Origin of the sequence: Ulvibacterium sp. (genome assembly GCF_028285715.1) — a bacterium.
Classification (GTDB): domain Bacteria; phylum Bacteroidota; class Bacteroidia; order Flavobacteriales; family Flavobacteriaceae; genus Ulvibacterium.
On record NZ_JANQOO010000017.1, the window covers coordinates 789,285 to 806,858 of the forward strand.

The 17,574-nt window shown below is 42.6% G+C and carries 16 protein-coding genes; 12 read left to right on the forward strand and 4 right to left on the reverse strand.

Annotation, left to right across the window (positions count from 1 at the left end):
- Position 1 precedes the first annotated feature (1 nt).
- Both Q0993_RS10505 and Q0993_RS10510 read right to left on the reverse strand, forming a co-directional pair.
- Positions 2–1,159, reverse strand: coding sequence for a homogentisate 1,2-dioxygenase (locus tag Q0993_RS10505; RefSeq protein WP_299532625.1), 1,158 nt, complete (start codon positions 1,157–1,159; stop codon positions 2–4).
- 364 nt (positions 1,160–1,523) lie between these two features.
- Complete coding sequence (locus tag Q0993_RS10510; protein WP_299532628.1) at positions 1,524–2,801, reverse strand: NAD(P)/FAD-dependent oxidoreductase; 1,278 nt, start codon at positions 2,799–2,801, stop codon at positions 1,524–1,526.
- 250 nt (positions 2,802–3,051) lie between these two features.
- Between Q0993_RS10510 and Q0993_RS10515 the strand changes: the two genes are divergently transcribed.
- Positions 3,052–3,279, forward strand: a complete 228-nt coding sequence (locus tag Q0993_RS10515; RefSeq protein ID WP_299532630.1) for a hypothetical protein — start codon at positions 3,052–3,054, stop codon at positions 3,277–3,279.
- 80 nt (positions 3,280–3,359) lie between these two features.
- On the opposite strand, the gene Q0993_RS10520 is transcribed toward Q0993_RS10515, so the two are convergent.
- Together Q0993_RS10520 and Q0993_RS10525 are read right to left on the reverse strand one after the other, a co-directional pair.
- Positions 3,360–4,262, reverse strand: a complete 903-nt coding sequence (locus Q0993_RS10520) for a universal stress protein (RefSeq protein ID WP_299532633.1) — start codon at positions 4,260–4,262, stop codon at positions 3,360–3,362.
- 71 nt (positions 4,263–4,333) lie between these two features.
- Complete coding sequence (locus Q0993_RS10525; protein ID WP_299532636.1) at positions 4,334–5,038, reverse strand: Crp/Fnr family transcriptional regulator; 705 nt, start codon at positions 5,036–5,038, stop codon at positions 4,334–4,336.
- 119 nt (positions 5,039–5,157) lie between these two features.
- Here Q0993_RS10525 and Q0993_RS10530 point away from each other — a divergent pair, with 119 nt between their 5' ends.
- From Q0993_RS10530 to Q0993_RS10580, 11 genes are all read left to right on the forward strand, one after another.
- The gene (locus Q0993_RS10530) at positions 5,158–7,554 is read left to right on the forward strand and encodes a heavy metal translocating P-type ATPase metal-binding domain-containing protein (protein ID WP_299532638.1); all 2,397 of its coding nucleotides are present in this window, start codon (positions 5,158–5,160) and stop codon (positions 7,552–7,554) included.
- 118 nt (positions 7,555–7,672) lie between these two features.
- A complete protein-coding gene (ccoS, locus tag Q0993_RS10535) occupies positions 7,673–7,891 on the forward strand; it encodes a cbb3-type cytochrome oxidase assembly protein CcoS (protein ID WP_299532640.1) in 219 nt (72 codons plus the stop codon).
- Positions 7,892–7,896: 5 nt separating this feature from the next.
- Positions 7,897–10,098 (forward strand): cytochrome-c oxidase, cbb3-type subunit I, encoded by a 2,202-nt coding sequence (gene ccoN / locus Q0993_RS10540; RefSeq protein WP_299532642.1) that lies wholly within the window; start codon positions 7,897–7,899, stop codon positions 10,096–10,098.
- Between the two features lie 7 nt (positions 10,099–10,105).
- On the forward strand, positions 10,106–10,300 hold the full coding sequence (locus tag Q0993_RS10545; RefSeq protein WP_299532645.1) for a CcoQ/FixQ family Cbb3-type cytochrome c oxidase assembly chaperone: 195 nt from the start codon (positions 10,106–10,108) through the stop codon (positions 10,298–10,300).
- Positions 10,297–11,253 (forward strand): cbb3-type cytochrome c oxidase N-terminal domain-containing protein, encoded by a 957-nt coding sequence (locus Q0993_RS10550; protein WP_299532648.1) that lies wholly within the window; start codon positions 10,297–10,299, stop codon positions 11,251–11,253. The genes Q0993_RS10545 and Q0993_RS10550 overlap by 4 nt, the downstream gene beginning before the upstream one ends.
- An 83-nt stretch (positions 11,254–11,336) precedes the next feature.
- A complete protein-coding gene (gene ccoG / locus Q0993_RS10555; protein WP_299532650.1) occupies positions 11,337–12,755 on the forward strand; it encodes a cytochrome c oxidase accessory protein CcoG in 1,419 nt (472 codons plus the stop codon).
- A 26-nt stretch (positions 12,756–12,781) separates the two neighbouring features.
- Positions 12,782–13,228, forward strand: a complete 447-nt coding sequence (locus Q0993_RS10560) for a FixH family protein (RefSeq protein ID WP_299532652.1) — start codon at positions 12,782–12,784, stop codon at positions 13,226–13,228.
- An 89-nt stretch (positions 13,229–13,317) separates the two neighbouring features.
- Positions 13,318–14,022, forward strand: coding sequence for a sulfite exporter TauE/SafE family protein (locus Q0993_RS10565; protein ID WP_299532654.1), 705 nt, complete (start codon positions 13,318–13,320; stop codon positions 14,020–14,022).
- Between the two features lie 122 nt (positions 14,023–14,144).
- The gene (locus Q0993_RS10570; RefSeq protein ID WP_299532656.1) at positions 14,145–15,416 is read left to right on the forward strand and encodes an acetyl-CoA hydrolase/transferase C-terminal domain-containing protein; all 1,272 of its coding nucleotides are present in this window, start codon (positions 14,145–14,147) and stop codon (positions 15,414–15,416) included.
- A gap of 18 nt (positions 15,417–15,434) precedes the next feature.
- Complete coding sequence (locus Q0993_RS10575) at positions 15,435–15,830, forward strand: group III truncated hemoglobin (RefSeq protein WP_299532658.1); 396 nt, start codon at positions 15,435–15,437, stop codon at positions 15,828–15,830.
- Positions 15,831–16,014: 184 nt separating this feature from the next.
- Positions 16,015–17,562: a sulfatase gene (locus Q0993_RS10580; RefSeq protein WP_299532660.1), complete on the forward strand. Its 1,548-nt coding sequence runs from the start codon at positions 16,015–16,017 to the stop codon at positions 17,560–17,562.
- Positions 17,563–17,574: the final 12 nt, after the last annotated feature.

Below are 17,574 nucleotides of genomic sequence, written 5' to 3' on the forward strand. Positions count from 1 at the left end.
GCTATTCCAACCAGCTCTTATAATACTTCCCATCATCAATATCCAAAGCGGTTTGTGTTAATTGCAATGGTTTAAAGGTATCTATCATCACGGCCAGTTCCTCGGTCTTGGTCTTACCGATACTGGCTTCATAGGTACCTGGATGTGGCCCATGGGGAATACCGGCGGGGTGGAGGGAAATATATCCCTTATCAATGTTCTTGCGGCTCACAAAATCCCCATCAACATAGTAAAGCACCTCATCGGAATCGATATTCGAATGGTTGTAGGGGGCCGGAATCGCCTCCGGATGATAGTCATACAATCGCGGTACAAAGGAACAGACCACAAAAGCCGAGGTCTCAAAAGTCTGGTGTACCGGGGGCGGTTGGTGTACCCGTCCCGTAATCGGTTCAAAGTTATGGATAGAAAATCCATAGGGATAGTTATAACCGTCCCAGCCAACTACATCAAAGGGATGAGTGGCATAAACCACATGGTGCAATTGCCCCTGCTTCTTAATCTTTAGTAAAAACTCGCCCTTTTCATCAAAGGCCTCTAAGTTCCCCGGTAGCTTAAAATCCCGTTCGCAAAAAGGGGAATGTTCCAGATGTTGCCCAAACCAATTTCGATAACGCTTAGGTGTGTATATGGGATGATAGCTTTCTGCAATAAGCAATCGGTTGTCCGCACCGTCAAATTCAATTTGATAGATCATCCCCCTAGGGATTAAAAGGTAATCCCCATATTCAAAGGGAATTTCCCCCAAAAAGGTCTTTAAAGTACCTGTTCCCCTGTGGACGAAAAGGAGTTCATCGGCATCGGCGTTTTTGTAGAAATAGTCCGAGACCGAGCTTCTGGGTGCAGCCAAAGCCACATGGACATCCGAATTGAACAAAATTGTATTCCTGCTTTCCAGGTAATCCTCCTCGGGTCGTATCTGAAAACCCTCTAGTAATCGGGAAGTTATATTGTATTCCACCGCCGCTTTGGGAGTAATATCCAAGGGCTCTTCAATGGTTTTGATCTGTGTAGGCCTATGCAAATGGTAAATCAAGGAAGACATTCCATCAAAACCAATAGTACCGAACAATTGTTCGTAATGTAAGTCTCCATTATCCTTTTTAAAAATAGTATGTCTTTTCTGGGGTATCTTGCCCAATTTATGATACAATGGCATAACAGCTAACTTTTAACTCTTTTAAAATTACAACAAATAACACAGTATATCCTCCTGAATTTGAGAATTGCAATGTTATTAAAACATTTGACAATCAACTGATTATACTTAATAAAAATGTGCCAAACGTTGGAAATTTGTATGGAAATCCATTGAATTTCCAAAAGATTGACAATGTAGGTCTAGAAGTAGATTTTGAGAGAATTTTGGTTTACACCAAATCTTTAAAGTAGATATTGTCCATAAAAAAAGCCTCCCATTATGGAAAGCCTTTCATTGGCCCAGACCTTAATGATCATGGGTCACAACACAACATTGCAAATATAGCAAAGGTTTTCAACAAAACGACTAAACCTACCGTCTTTTATGTTTTGGGTTTAAAGGGCCTGACGATAAGTCGGGCCGCCTTGTCATAATTGATGTAGTTGTACGCCCAGTTAAAGAACACGATAACCCTGTTTCGGAAACCCACCAAAGCCATTAAATGCACGAACATCCAAATAAACCATGCGAAGAATCCACCAAATTTTAACCGATGCAAATCTACAACAGCCTTGTTTCTCCCAACGGTGGCCATGGTTCCCTTATCGTTATACGTAAAGGGTTCCATGGGTTTTCCTTTCAAAAGTTTTCCTAGGTTTTTTGCCAAAAGCTCTCCTTGTTGTATGGCCGGTTGGGCCACTTGGGGATGCCCCTTTGGATAGTTTTCCGTCTCCATATAGGCAATGTCGCCTATGGCAAATATGTTCTTGTAATGCTTTACTTGGTTAAATCGATTAACCTTAAACCGATTAAGCCTTTCCATTACGGATGACGCATCTATACCCTCAATAATTGCCCCTGTTACTCCTGCCGTCCATATAAAATTTTTGGTGCGCATGCGCTCACCATTGTTCATAGTAAGAGTTTCTCCGTCAAAATCCTTTACCAAGGTCTTTAAAAGGATTTTCACACCCAATTCGTCCAAAAATTTAGTTGCCTTCTTGGAGGCTTGTTCGCTCATTGGAGGTAAAACTCTATCGGCCCCTTCAAAGAGGTATATCTCCATTTCATCTACATTGAGATGTCTGTAATCCCTAGGAAATACGTGGCGTTTCAATTCTGCGAACGCTCCGGCCAACTCAACCCCTGTTGGGCCGGCACCCACAATACAAAAGTTGAGCAATGCCTTTCGCTCTTCCAAATCTTCACAATCATCGGCCTTTTCAAAATTTTGGAGCATCAAGCTCCGAATGTTAAGTGCTTGTGGTACATTCTTCATAGCCATGGCATGTTCCGCAACGGTTGTATTGCCAAAGAAGTTGGTCTTGGTTCCCGTGGCAATAATGAGGTAATCATAGGAGAGACTGCCAATATTGGTGTTTATTCTACTGTTATGTGGTTCCACACGCTCTACCGTCGCCCAACGAAAATGAAAATTTTTAAGACGTTTTAATACTTTGCGAATGGGATAAGCAATGGAATCCGGTTCCAGGCCACTGGTTGATACTTGATAGAGTAAAGGTTGAAAGGTGTGGTAGTTGTGCTTGTCTATCATGACCACTTGCACATCCAGATTTTTAAGTTTTTTTGCCAAGGATATCCCGGCAAATCCACCACCTATAATGACCACTCTTTTTTGGTCCGTTTTGGGGAGATTCATGCAACAATTTTGTACAAAATTACATATTCTTTTGCCGGTTAGCGAAGTCTTTTGACTTTAAAACAGGCCATCCCGAAAAATGATAAAAGAAATAGGATATCGCGATGATAATTTATGGGCAGAAGTACCTCAAAACACACATAGAAGCCGTAATTGCAAAAAGCCCATATTGAAACCTATTTGCTTTTTTACCGTTCCGTTAACAATCTTCCGTTGAGATTTGTAGTAACTTGAAAATAAAAAAGTCGTTATGCAAAATACCGCTATGTTTTGGGTGGGACTCACCACCTTACTTCTCATTACGGTAACTATTATGGTTACTATGGGTTTCCCGTTTAATTGGGTCTTTTATTTGACCGTTTTAGGACAAATCCTAATCGTCTATATGGTCTATAAGGTCTTAACGGAAGATTACCATACGGAAAAAACGTTTGAGGATTTCTACGAGGATTACCCTATAGGCAAGCGTCTCCAATGAATCCATTCCCGAAAAGGCTTTCCGAGATTGATGACTGTCTCATTTTAAAGAACTGAAAATCAGTTTTATTTATACCATAATCATTTGGAAATAGACATTTCCTGTTCCCTCCTATATTTGGAAGGTGTGCTCATGCCTAATTCCGGAATTACCAACAAGGGTATACGAGTATGAAAGGCCATTCGTTTTACCACAGGTTCACGGGTCATCCGCTCCATATAACTATGCTGGTAATGCAGCATGGCCAACAGGTGGATGTCCAACTCATTTACGAACATTTCCAAGGTTTTGGACACGGAATTGAGCTCGGAAACTGTGTGCACGTAATGCTCCACATCAGAAAGGTATTTCCTTAGCATATTGAGGTTAAATTGCTGAATTTCGGTCAAGGCCTTGATTTCATATTGGACGTATACAATACGAATTGCAGCCTTAAAGGTTTTTGCAAGTTCAATGAGCGGTATAAGCTCAGATTCCGTATAAAAACGGTTGAAATCCGTCGCAAAGGCAATTTCAGACGGGGCGGCAAATTTAAAATGTTGTGGAACCGCCAGAACGGGACAATTCTTGACCGATTTTATGATTCGGACCGTATTGCTTCCCATAAAGACCTCCTCCAATCCAGAAGCGCCTTTTGTTCCGGTGACGACTAAGTCGATTCCTTCTTCTTCAACAACTTCCTTGATTTCCTCGGTCAACAAACAAAACGAGGATATCGTTCTAAAACTATGCTTTGGATTACTGTAGTTTTCACGTATGCGTTTTACTACGCCCTGTAGCCCGTTCTCGGAACAGACGTGTGCCCCATCCCCTAAATTACCGGCATCAAGTGTAGCCGCCATAAATCTACTATTGGCAATTGCGGGCGTATATGTATTAAGCAAATGAAAAACACATTCTTCATCCTTAAAGAGCTCCATGGCATACTGCGTGGCATTCCACGCATTATCGGAAAAATCGGTAGGTAATAATATACTTTTCATAGATCGGAGTCTAATTGTACAAGGTAAAATTAATCCTGTACATAGGCCCAAACTATGATATATGTCAGTTTTTAAAAGCCTTCCACTAAATCCTGAAGTTTACGCTCATCGGCAATACCGATTTTCTTTCCTGAGGTTTTAAGGAATCCTTTCTTTCTGAATTCAGAGATAATACGGATACAGCTTTCCGTTGCGGTCCCTACCACATTAGCAATATCCTCACGGGAAAGGGTCAATTGCAAAAACCCTTCCTTGTCCTCCCCAAAGTTATTCTTAAGGTATAGGAAGGCTTCGGCTACCCGCTGCTTTACGGTCTTTTGGCTCATATTCACGATAACATCGTCGGCCTCCCGTAAGTCATGGGCCATATGACGCAGCACCTCCACGGTGAAGTCGGGATTGGACTTCAAGGTATGGACTATACTATCTTTGGGAATAAAGCATACTTCCATATCGTTTACCGCTACAGCACTTAGATTGGAATGTTCCTCGGCTATTACAGATCGTTGCCCCATTACCTCTCCTCGGGTTGCCAGTTTAACAATCTGATCCTTGCCATTGGCGCTTAGCTTGGAAAGCTTTGACACCCCATTTCTAACACAAAATACACCGTTGAGTTTATCTCCCTCCTCAAAAATGGATTCCCCTTTTTTTATTTTTCTCGTAGTTTTGGAATCGGATACCTTTTTCAGTTCCTCCTTGCTCATGGCGCGTAACGCATTAAACTGGCGTATGATACATTGTTCACACCTACTTTCAAGCTCCTCATTGTCCATACCTCATCTTTATTGAATTGTTACGAAAATTGTATAAAAATATTGAAAAGCTGACAATTATCATATCTGTGTTGGCAAAACTTGCAAATATTTGCAAAAGGTATAGTAAGCAAATGTGAATGGAAACGACAAAGTGTTATCACTGTGGTGACCCATGTGGCGCTACATCCATAAAGTTCGATGAAAAAGACTTTTGTTGTAACGGTTGCAAGACTGTATACGAAATTTTTTCTAGCAACGACCTATCCTATTACTACGACCTACAATCAGCTGCTGGGGCCACTCCAAAAGAGATTGAAGGAAAGTACGATTTTTTGGATACTGCTGCTATTGTTGAAAGACTGACAGAGTTCTGTGAAAACGATGTCCAGGTCATCACCTTATATATTCCCCATATCCATTGTAGTTCCTGTATTTGGGTACTGGAGAATCTGAACAAGCTCCACCCTTCCATAACTGCTGCACAGGTGGATTTTCCCAAAAAGACAGTGCGCATAACCTATACCACCGTAGAATTTTCTTTAAAGGAGCTGGTCGTCCTTTTAGCACGTATTGGATATGAGCCTTATATTTCGCTGGAGGATTACGACAACGGCAAAAAGAAAGTAGACCGAAGCCTCATCTACAAACTCGGAGTTGCCGGTTTTGCTTTCGGAAATGTAATGTTCCTTTCCTTTCCGGAATATTTTGATTTGCACCTGGACGGATCGGCAACCGAAGAGTTTTGGCTGGAACGATACAAACATCTCTTCCGTTGGTTGATGTTCGTCTTCTCTTTACCCGTGGTGTTTTATGCGGGCCGGGACTATTTTATATCGGCCTATAAGGGATTGCGAAGTCGTTTGTTAAACATTGATGTCCCCATTGCCTTAGGCATTTTGGTTCTTTTTCTGCGCAGTACTTTTGAAATCATTTTCGATTTCGGAAGCGGTTTCTTCGATAGCCTTACAGGGCTTGTCTTCTTCCTTTTACTCGGAAAGTTCTTCCAGCAGAAAACCTATTCCTTTCTTTCCTTTGAACGGGATTACAAATCGTATTTCCCCATAGCCATTACCCGTATAAGCCCTAATGGAGATGAGGAGTCCGTTCAGGTATATAAAATTAAACGGGGGGATAGGTTGCTTATTCGGAACCAAGAACTTGTTCCAGCAGATGGTATTCTCATAAACGGTGAGGCCCAAATAGATTACAGTTTTGTTACCGGCGAATCGGAACCTGTTCGCAAAATATCCGGGGACAAGATTTTTGCCGGAGGAAAGCAATTGAACGGTGCTATAGAGATGGAGGTCCTAAAATCCGTCTCGCAGAGTTACCTCACCCAGCTTTGGAGCAATACCGTATTTCAAAAGGATAGACCAAGTAGGTTCAGGACACTAACGGATAGCATCGGAAAAAGATTTACTTTGGCCGTGTTGACCATTGCATCCATAGCTACGGCCTTTTGGCTCTATTATGATCCCAGCAAGGCCCTGAATGTTTTTACGGCCGTTCTAATTATTGCTTGCCCATGTGCCATTGCTTTGGCCGCACCATTTACTTTGGGAAACATGTTGCGTATCTTTGGTCGTAAAAAATTCTATGTAAAGGATACCCAGGCCATAGAACGATTGGCCAGAATTAGTGCCGCCATCTTTGATAAGACAGGAACCATTACCACGACGCAGAAGACCACGGCCAGCTATGAGGGTATGCCCTTGACCGTAGCGGAAGAATCGTTATTGAAGAACACCTTACGGGCCTCCAACCACCCGCTTAGTCGTGCATTGTACGACATTCTAGCGGAAAATAACATTGTTCCCCTGGACGAGTATGAGGAACACTTGGGCAAAGGTCTGGAAGGGAGCAAGGATAACAACCACATAAAAGTCGGATCGGCAGATTTTGTAGGTGCGGAATCATCGACTAATGAGTTGAATACATCCGTACATGTAAGTAGCAATGAGAGCTACAAAGGGCGCTATGTTTTCCATAACATGTATCGGGAGGGGGTGCCCGAACTTTTCAAGACCATGTCCGCAGATTTGAAATTGGCCATTCTCTCCGGAGACAATGAAGGTGAAAAAACGCGTTTGGAAAAACTGTTACCTAAATTAGTACCTTTATACTTTGACCAAAAGCCGAAGGACAAGCTCCAATTCATTAAATCCCTGCAGGAGCAAGGTGAAAAAGTGATGATGGTCGGCGACGGGTTAAATGATGCGGGGGCCTTGGCCCAAAGCGATGTAGGCGTGGCCGTCTCCGAAAACGTAAACGTGTTCTCCCCTGCTTGCGACGGTATCTTGGATGCTACCAAGTTCCGGCAGTTATATCAGTACATATTGGCCTCCAAAAAAGCCATGAAAATAATCAAACTTAGTTTTGTATTGTCCCTGTTATATAATGTAGTGGGACTCTATTTTGCGGTAACGGGACAATTGCAACCTGTTATAGCGGCCATTTTGATGCCATTGAGCTCAATTAGTATCGTGCTATTTACAACGGTAATGACGAATGTATTGGGCCGAAGGTTAAAGTAATAGACTATTCCTTTTTGCAAGTATCAGGGCAAAAAAAGGAAATTAAATTAAAACCTGATAAATATCATTTTCTATGGCTAGGGCTCAACTTAGTTTTACGCCAGAATTCAGGTAAGGTATGAGTGTAATATATGTATTGTTGGCCATAAGCATTGTTGTTGCGGTCATCTTTTTCACGGCATTTATTGTTTCGGTCAAGAGTGGTCAGTACGATGATTCCTATACCCCATCGGTACGTATGCTTTTTGAGGATGAATTGGTTAAGCCCACATCGATGGACGGAGAAAAATCAAAAGGTGAACTAAAATTGGATAAATCAACCAAAATAAATCAGTAGTCATTATGGAAGTACAGCAGTTTTACTACGATAATAAAATCGTAAAAAAATTCCTCTATGCAACAATGTTGTGGGGAATAGTAGGTTTTCTGGTAGGGCTGATATTGGCCTTTATGTTCCTATTCCCCAACTTGACCGATGGTATCTCATGGTTAAGTTTTGGTCGTTTACGACCATTACATACCAACGCGGTAATCTTCGCCTTTGTTGGTAATGCCATTTTCGCCGGGGTCTACTATTCTACCCAACGTTTGCTCAAGGCGAGGATGTTTAATGATTTTCTAAGTAATTTCAATTTTTGGGGATGGCAATTGATCATTGTAGCAGCTGCTATTACCCTACCCTTGGGTTATACTACCTCTAAGGAATATGCTGAGTTGGAATGGCCTATAGATATTGCCATTGCCCTGGTTTGGGTCGCTTTTGGGGTAAACCTTATAGGAACCATGATCAAAAGGAGGCAGCGCCATCTCTATGTAGCCATTTGGTTCTATGTGGCTACTTTCGTAACCGTTGCCGTACTTCATATTTTCAATAGCCTTGAACTCCCCATAAGCGCTTTAAAAAGTTATTCTGTGTATGCCGGGGTCCAGGATGCCCTGGTCCAGTGGTGGTATGGGCACAATGCCGTGGCATTTTTCTTAACTACCCCGTTCCTTGGACTCATGTATTACTTTGTACCTAAGGCCGCGAACAGGCCCATCTATTCCTATAGACTATCCATAGTACACTTCTGGTCCTTGATATTCATCTATATCTGGGCTGGACCACACCACTTATTGTACTCTGCTTTGCCAGATTGGGCTCAGAATTTGGGCGTTGCCTTTTCTGTAATGTTGATTGCACCATCCTGGGGTGGTATGATTAACGGATTATTGACGCTACGAGGGGCATGGGACAAGGTACGTACCGATCCCACGCTTAAGTTCATGGTGGTAGCAATTACGGGCTACGGTATGGCCACATTTGAGGGACCTATGCTATCCCTGAAGAACGTAAATGCCATTGCCCATTTCAGCGACTGGATCATTGCCCATGTCCATGTCGGTGCATTGGCCTGGAATGGCTTTCTAACCTTTGGTATGATCTATTGGTTGGTTCCCAAAATGTTCAAGACAAGATTGCATTCCACTCCCTTGGCCAATTTTCATTTCTGGATAGGCACCTTGGGTATCATTCTATATGCATTGCCCATGTACGTTGCCGGATTTACCCAGGCATTGATGTGGAAGGATTTCAATCCAGACGGTACCTTGGTCTATGGAAATTTCTTGGAAACCGTAAATGAAATCATCCCCATGTATTGGATGCGTGCCATTGGGGGAACCTTATATATTGTGGGAGCCATAGTGATGGTCTATAACGTGGTCGTCACTATAAAATCAGGTAGCAAAGTAGAAGATGAACTTGCAGAAGCTGCGGCCTTGACACGGGTTTCCAAAAGGAGGACCGCCGGCGAGACTTTCCATACCTGGTTGGAGCGCAAGCCGATACAATTGACCATCTTGGCCACAGTGGCTATCCTGATCGGTGGTATTATCCAGATTGTACCTACCATTTTGGTAAAATCGAACATCCCGACCATTACCAGTGTAAAACCCTATACTCCTTTGGAATTGGAAGGCCGGGATCTTTATATACGAGAGGGATGTGTGGGCTGCCATTCACAAATGATACGTCCTTTCCGAAGCGAGGTGGAACGTTATGGTGAGTATGCCAAAGCAGGGGAATTCGTGTATGACCACCCCTTCCTTTGGGGCAGCAAACGTACCGGACCGGATTTACTTCGTGTCGGCGGAAAATATTCGGATAACTGGCACTTTAACCATATGTACGATCCCCAAAGTACCTCATCGGGATCCATAATGCCCGCTTACCAATGGCTTATAAATAACGAGCACGACCGAAGTGCCGTACAGGATAAGATGGAAGCTATGGTAAGCTTAGGGGTACCGTACACCGAGGAGGATATTGCCAATGCACCGCAAGCCATGGAAGAACAGGCAAGCCAAATCGAAAAGAACCTATATTCCGATCCAGATTTTGTGGCCAGTTATGAGGCATCTAAAAAACGTGCCCAGGAAAACGGACAGGAATTTGTAGAAATGAAAGACCGTGAGATTGTTGCCATGATCGCCTATCTACAGAGATTGGGAACGGATATTAAAGTAAAGGAAACCGACGGATTACTATCAGAAAATAAATAATAAGGCCATGTTGAAATTTGTAAAAAACCATATGGAAAGTATAGAAGGCATTGCCACCTATCCCATGATTTCGCTACTTATCTTCTTTGTCTTTTTTACCCTGCTCTTCTGGTGGGTATTTACCGCAGGAAAAGACTATATCAAAGAGGTAAGCGAATTGCCCTTGGAAAAAGATAATCAACCTAAAGAAGAAGTATTATGAGAAATATGTCACCATGGTGGATCCGTATCCCCGTAGTTTTTTTCCTCATTTTTGGATTGATGGAATATTTCATTGATTCCGGGGATAAACCTGCAATCATTGAATATCCCATTACCCAGTTCTTTATGCTGATGGTATTACTGATATTGATCGGAATAGAATTAATACTTCAATCCATAGAAAATGTAATGTTCCAAACCCTTAACGAGGAAGGCAAGGAACGTTACCTTGCCGCCAAGGCCAAAAGATGGGAGTGGAAATGGGGTAAAAAAATGTACCAAAGATCATTGGGCTCCAAACCTATTGAGGCAGAAGGCGAGATTATTTTGGACCATAACTATGATGGTATCCGGGAGTTGGACAACAAGTTACCACCCTGGTGGGTCTGGATGTTCTACGCCACTATCGTTTTTGGCGTAATATATCTTGCCCGTTTCCATGTTTTTGGGGATTACACCCAGGATGAGGAATATACTACCGAAGTTGCCTTGGCCGAAGCCCAAATAGAAGAGTATAAGAAAACCGCTAAGGATTTGGTGGATGTCAATACCGTGGAGCTATTAACGGATGCCTCTGACCTAAGCGCAGGCAAGACCATTTTTGAGACCAATTGTGTTGCTTGCCATATGGCGGATGGCGGCGGCGGAATAGGCCCTAACCTAACCGATCAAAATTGGATTCTTGGAGGTGGTATCAAAAATGTGTTCAATACCATTTCAGAAGGGGGACGGGACGGTAAAGGTATGGTGGCCTGGAAAAATGTACTCAAACCTGCGGAAATGGCCCAGGTGGCGAGTTATCTATTGACCTTCCAAGGTACAACTCCGGCAAATCCAAAAGCTCCGGAAGGGGATATTTGGATCGACCCGGATGCCCCGGCCATGGAACTTCCAGAGCAATCAAAAGACTCGGTAACCATAGAAACGGACTCCACAACAGTGGCCGTCAACTAGAGATATTTTAAGTTACGGATACTATAGAGATATGAATCCCCCCAATAGTATGGAAGCGAGGTGGGATACGAAAGCGGTGTAAGATGGCACAGGACCAAGAAAATTTTAGGGACAGCATAGGCACCATCAATGAAGAAGGCAAGCGGGCTTGGGTATTTCCAAAAAAGCCCAGTGGAAAGTTCTACGCCTACCGCAAGTATGTGAGTTATTTTCTTTTGGCCTTTTTATTTGCCTCTCCGTTTCTTAAAATTGATGGCAATCAGTTTTTGATGTTCAATGTACTGGAACGCCGTTTTAATATTTTTGGTTTCCCTTTTTGGCCGCAGGACTTTCATCTGTTTGTGATTTCAATGATTATCGGAGTCATATTCATTGCCCTGTTTACCGTAGCCTTTGGACGTATTTTCTGTGGATGGATGTGTCCGCAGACGATTTTTATGGAAATGGTCTTCCGGCGTATCGAGTACTGGATAGATGGTGATCGCGGTGCTCAAATAAGACTGGACCGACAGCCCTGGAATGGAGAAAAAATCAGGAAGCGGGTCTTAAAATGGACTGTTTTTTTTCTGATATCCTTTCTCATAGCCAACGTTTTTTTGGCCTATCTGATTGGAAGCGATAGATTGATCCAATATATCACTGACGGGCCTTTGCAACATGTAAGCACCTTGGTTTCATTATTGATCTTTACGGCAGTCTTTTATTTTGTATTTGCTTGGTTTCGGGAACAGGTGTGTATTATCGCTTGTCCGTATGGGAGGATGCAGGGGGTGTTGTTGGACAATAAATCCATTGTGGTGGCCTATGATCACAAACGTGGGGAAGCAGAAAACGGACGAAAAAAATGGCGCAAGAACGAAGATCGAAAAGCATTGGGCCATGGAGACTGTATCGATTGCAATCAATGCGTAGTGGTATGCCCCACTGGAATAGACATTAGAAACGGAACACAGCTTGAGTGTGTTAACTGCACGGCCTGTATCGATGAATGCGATACAATTATGGAAAAAGTTAACCTTCCTAAGGGACTTATCCGATATGCCAGTGAGGATGAAATCGTAAAAAAGGAAAAATTTAAATTCAACCCTAGATTAAAGGGATATACCGCAGTTTTGACCATTTTGACAGGAGTACTGATAGGGATGCTCTTTTTGAGAAACGATCTGGAGGCAAACATTCTACGGTTGCCAGGACAGCTATACGAGCGAAAGGATAATAATATAATCAGTAACGTCTATACCTATAAATTGGTGAACAAGACCACAAAAAGTATTGGCGACGTAAGTTTTAAACTTTTATCCCATCAGGGAAAAATAGAACTGGTACGGCATGAGAACTTTGAGGTCCCCGCTCAGGATTTGGCAGAAGGCACACTGTTTATTGAAATAAACAACGCCGCCCTGGAAGGTGATAAGGATAAGTTGAAAATTGGTGTTTACAGCGGGAGTGAACTTATTGAAACGACCACGGCACGTTTTTTGGCACCGAGGAGCTTTAACTAAAACGATTCGGTAAAAAAATATCGATTATGAAAATTAATTGGGGAACAGGTATTGTATTGGCATTCATTGGATTCATTGGATTTATCCTATTTTTTGTAGTACGGATGAACATGGACAATAAGGCCAATCATGACTTGGTCACTGAAGAGTATTACAAACAGGAGTTGACCTATCAGAAGGAAATTGATGCCGAGACCAATGCCAAGAATTTGGCCGACCCGATTAAAATAGAAAAAACGAACAAAGGCCTTTTATTGAAGTTTCCAAAAAATCTTGAAGGACAAAATATACAAGGAACAGTGTCCCTATATAGACCATCCAATAAACACCTGGATTTTAACTTATCCGTAAGTTTATCCAATGCACATTTGCTCATACCTGACAAACGTTTGTTGGATGGTCGCTGGGACATTAAGATTATTTGGCAATATAATGGAAAGGAATTTTTGCATAAAGAAAGTATAACGTATTAAACAGATGTTAGACGTTAGATACCAGATATTTGGATATTGTCCTATATCTTACGTCCCATGTCTCACGTCTCCGGTCATATACCTTAGAAATGTTACTATCGGCAATCATACTAGGACTTATGGGAAGCTTACACTGTATTGGGATGTGTGGCCCCATTGCCTTTATGCTACCGGTGGATAGAAATAGTAATCTTAAAAAACTTTTTCAGGTATCCCTGTATCATTTCGGAAGATTGCTCTCCTATGCGTTAATCGGTCTGGTGTTCGGGTTGTTGGGCAGGGGTCTATACATCTTTGGAATGCAACAAAAGCTATCCATAGGGGTCGGTCTGTTAATGATTATTCTCGTACTTATTCCCGCCAAAGCCTTAAACTCCTATCATCTTTCCAAGCCCATTTACAAAGTAATTTCCAAGGTAAAAAATCGACTGGGTCAAGAATTGAAAAAGAAAACCCCGGATACTTTTTTGACTATTGGATTCCTAAATGGATTCTTACCCTGTGGATTGGTCTATATGGCATTATTTGGTGCAATTGCCATGGGTAGTGCCTGGGAAGGTTCTGTATACATGATGTTGTTCGGATTGGGGACCGTTCCTTTAATGACTTCGGCCATATACTTCAGCGGATTTCTAAAAGGGACCATACGGCATCGTGTTCAGAAATTGATTCCCGCGTTTGTGGTGGTAATCGGTCTGTTCTTCATCCTCCGGGGAATGGGATTGGGAATACCCTATATTTCACCCGAACCTGTGCAGGATATGGTTACGGCCGAGATAGAGTGTCATGACTAGTTTAAAAATGTCCATTGAGCTCTACCAATATGAAGAAAAGGTTACCCTTGGCCAAACTATGAGTTATATCATGTTTAGTTCCTGCCTTCCTTAAGAACTTTGTACTATAAATTTTAGCCCATATGAAAATAGTTTCTATAGAAAAAGCTGCATCCTATGTAAAACCGGGAGACCGAGTTTTTGTGCAAGGTGCGGCAATGACCCCTAACACCTTGATCAATGCCCTTTGCGAGGAGCGCTACACCGAACTGGAGAATGTGGAAATCATCTCCATTCACACGGACGGAGAGGTCAAATATGCACTCCCTCCGTATAATAAGGCCTTTAAAATAAACAGTTGTTTTGTCGGCGGCAATGTCAGAAAGGCGGTTAACACCAATCAAGGAGATTATATCCCTATTTTTCTTAGTGAAATCCAGTTGCTCTTTAGGAAGAATATTTTGCCCTTGGACGTTGCCATTGTTCAGGTATCCCCACCTGATAGGCACGGTTATTGTTCCTTGGGTGTTTCCGTAGACGTGGCCCTACCGGCCATTCAGACGGCCAAAAAAGTGCTGGCCCAAATAAACCCCCAAGTCCCCCGTACGCATGGAGACGGTATTATTCATATTAGCAATATTGATTTTGCCGTGGAAGTGGATATGCCCATACATACCTATGAACCCACTGAGCTATCCGAAACGGATCATATGATAGGCAAACATGTAGCCGATCTCATAGAAGATGGTGCCACCTTGCAATTGGGCATTGGCAATATTCCCAATGCCGTATTGGCCAACCTCCAAAATCATAGGAGACTGGGCATACACACAGAAATGTTTTCCGATGGTATCTTGCCTTTGGTAGAAAAAGGAGTAATTACAGGTGAGGAAAAAGCATTAAAAACCGGAAAAATTGTGACTTCTTTTGCTGCAGGTTCCCAAAAGTTGTATGACTTTATCGATGATAATCCCTCAGTTCACTTTAAAGAAGCGGCCTTTACCAATGATACCGCCTTGATTCGAAAAAATCCTAAGGTAACGGCAATTAACAGTGCCATTGAAATTGACCTTACAGGACAGGTTTGCGCGGATAGTATAGGTTACCGGCATTTTTCGGGGGTAGGAGGTCAAATGGATTTTATTCGCGGAGCATCCCTATCGGAAGGCGGAAAACCCATTTTTGCCATATCCTCCGTAACACCAAAAGGCATTTCAAAGATTACTCCCGCTTTAAAGGAAGGGGCCGGGGTTACTACCACGAGGGCACACGTACACCATGTGGCTACGGAGTATGGTGTCGTGAATCTTTATGGAAAGAACTTGTATCAACGCGCCAAGGCTTTGATCTCCATTGCCCATCCGGAGCATAGGGAAGAATTGTCCAAAGCAGCCTTTGATAGGTTCGAACGATAGGAACCCCTATATTGGCCTGTGGCAAAAAAGAATATACAAACCAGAAAAGATGTGTATTTTTTGGTCAGGTCATTTTATGACAAAATACGGGCCCATGAAATACTTGGGCCCATTTTTAATGCGATTATTACCGACTGGGAAGACCATTTAAATCTTCTTACCGATTTCTGGGAGACCCAGCTTTTCCTAAAGCGAAAGTATCACGGTAATCCCGTGACCGCGCATCAAGGAGTAGATGCAAAAATGGGCCGGATCATTACCCCTGAACATTTTGGATTATGGCTCAACCTCTGGTTCGAAACCCTGGATGAACTATTTGAAGGGGAAACGGCGTGGATCGCCAAAAATAGAGCGCAAAAAATGTCTACTATGTTGTACATGCAAATCTACTTGCATAGGCAAAGTGAATCGTAACCTGTTGCAATAGTCTTGGTTTTTGTGCCGCACAATCTTTTTCCTTTTGAACCAAATGGGGAGTCCAGTACTGCCCTGCCCCTGGAAAATAGCCTTCAAAACCTTATTTTTATTAAAAGATTGGTTAGTCGTGTACTAAACTCAAACGAGATTCATAAGCATTAGAAAAAAGTGAATTTAAACCATGAAAAATAGAACACTTTTTCTCATTCTACTATCCTGCATGGCTTGTAAGGATTTCAAAAAGGAAAAGGAGGGCATAACGGCTATCGAGACCAAGCCTAATATCATATTTATCATGGGCGATGATCATACCACGCAGGCCATAAGCGCCTATGGTGGTATTTTGGCGGAATATGCTAAGACTAAAAATATAGACCGTCTGTCCGAAGAAGGTATGCGATTTGAGCATGTTTTTTCTACCAATTCCATTTGTAGCCCCAGTAGGGCTACCCTTATTACCGGAAAGTACAGTCATAAAAATGGCGTACGGATACTGCGCCAGGCTTTTGATGGTTCGCAATTCACTGTGCAAAGTGCTTTTCAATCTGCCGGCTATCAAACGGCTCTCTTTGGAAAATGGCATCTGGAGACCTTGCCCACCGGATTTGACGATTTTAAGGTTTTACCGGTGCAAGGTAGATACAAAAATCCCCAATTTATTGAAAAAGGAGAGGACAGCTTGATTACCAGGGAAGGCTGGTCTACCGATATAATTTCGGAACTTACTACCACGTTTCTTAAAAAAAGGGATACTACAAAACCTTTTCTGGTAATGACCCACTATAAGGCCACACATGACCCATGGTCCTCAAGAACACCTTATGATACGCTATGGGCGAACGAGGATCTTCCCGAACCTGCAAATCTTTATGACACCTATGAAAACCGCTCACAGGCCGCCCATAGAACTGGACTTAAGCTAGAACAAATCAACCAGGGAACCTATCCCCACGAACGTCTGGAAAATGCCACTCGTGACGAACAGCGGGGGTTCATTTATCAGCAATATATCAAGTCGTTCCTTCGCTGTGGCCGAGTACTGGACGAAAATATAGGAAAGCTTATCGATTTTCTTAAAAAAGAAGGATTGTACGACAATACCGTAATCATCTACACAGCGGACCAAGGTCATTTTCTGGGGGAGCATGGATTTTTCAGTAAACGGTTTATGTATGAAGAGGCTATGAGAATGCCTTTGATTATACGATATCCAGAGTTTATCGAGCCAGGCTCGATAAACAGAGATTTGATTATTAATGCCGACTTTGTACCCACTATGCTGGATATGGCAGATATAGATACACCGAAAGACGTGCAGGGTAGGAGTTTTTTTCCGAATTTAAAAGGAGAAACTCCAGGGGATTGGAGGAAAGCCGTTTACTACCATTACTGGCAGCATATATTGCATCGTGAAGTTGCGGCCCATATCGGTGTTCGAACCCGAGATAAAAAACTGATTTTCTACTACGGTCTGCCCCTTGGGCAGACCAACAAGTCTCCAACCCCGCCCGAATGGGAGTTCTTCGATTTAAAAAATGATCCTTCGGAAATGTATAACGCCTTCAATGACCCGAATTATACAACCACTGTGGACAGTCTAAAACGAAAATTGAAAGAACTCCAGATACGCTATGATGATGAAGGTTTGGAATATCCTAAGATGAAGGCAGTACAGGAAAAGCATTTTTGGACAGGTCCAGACCCACCGACCGTAGCCAACGAGGAATAGTGATTTAATTAA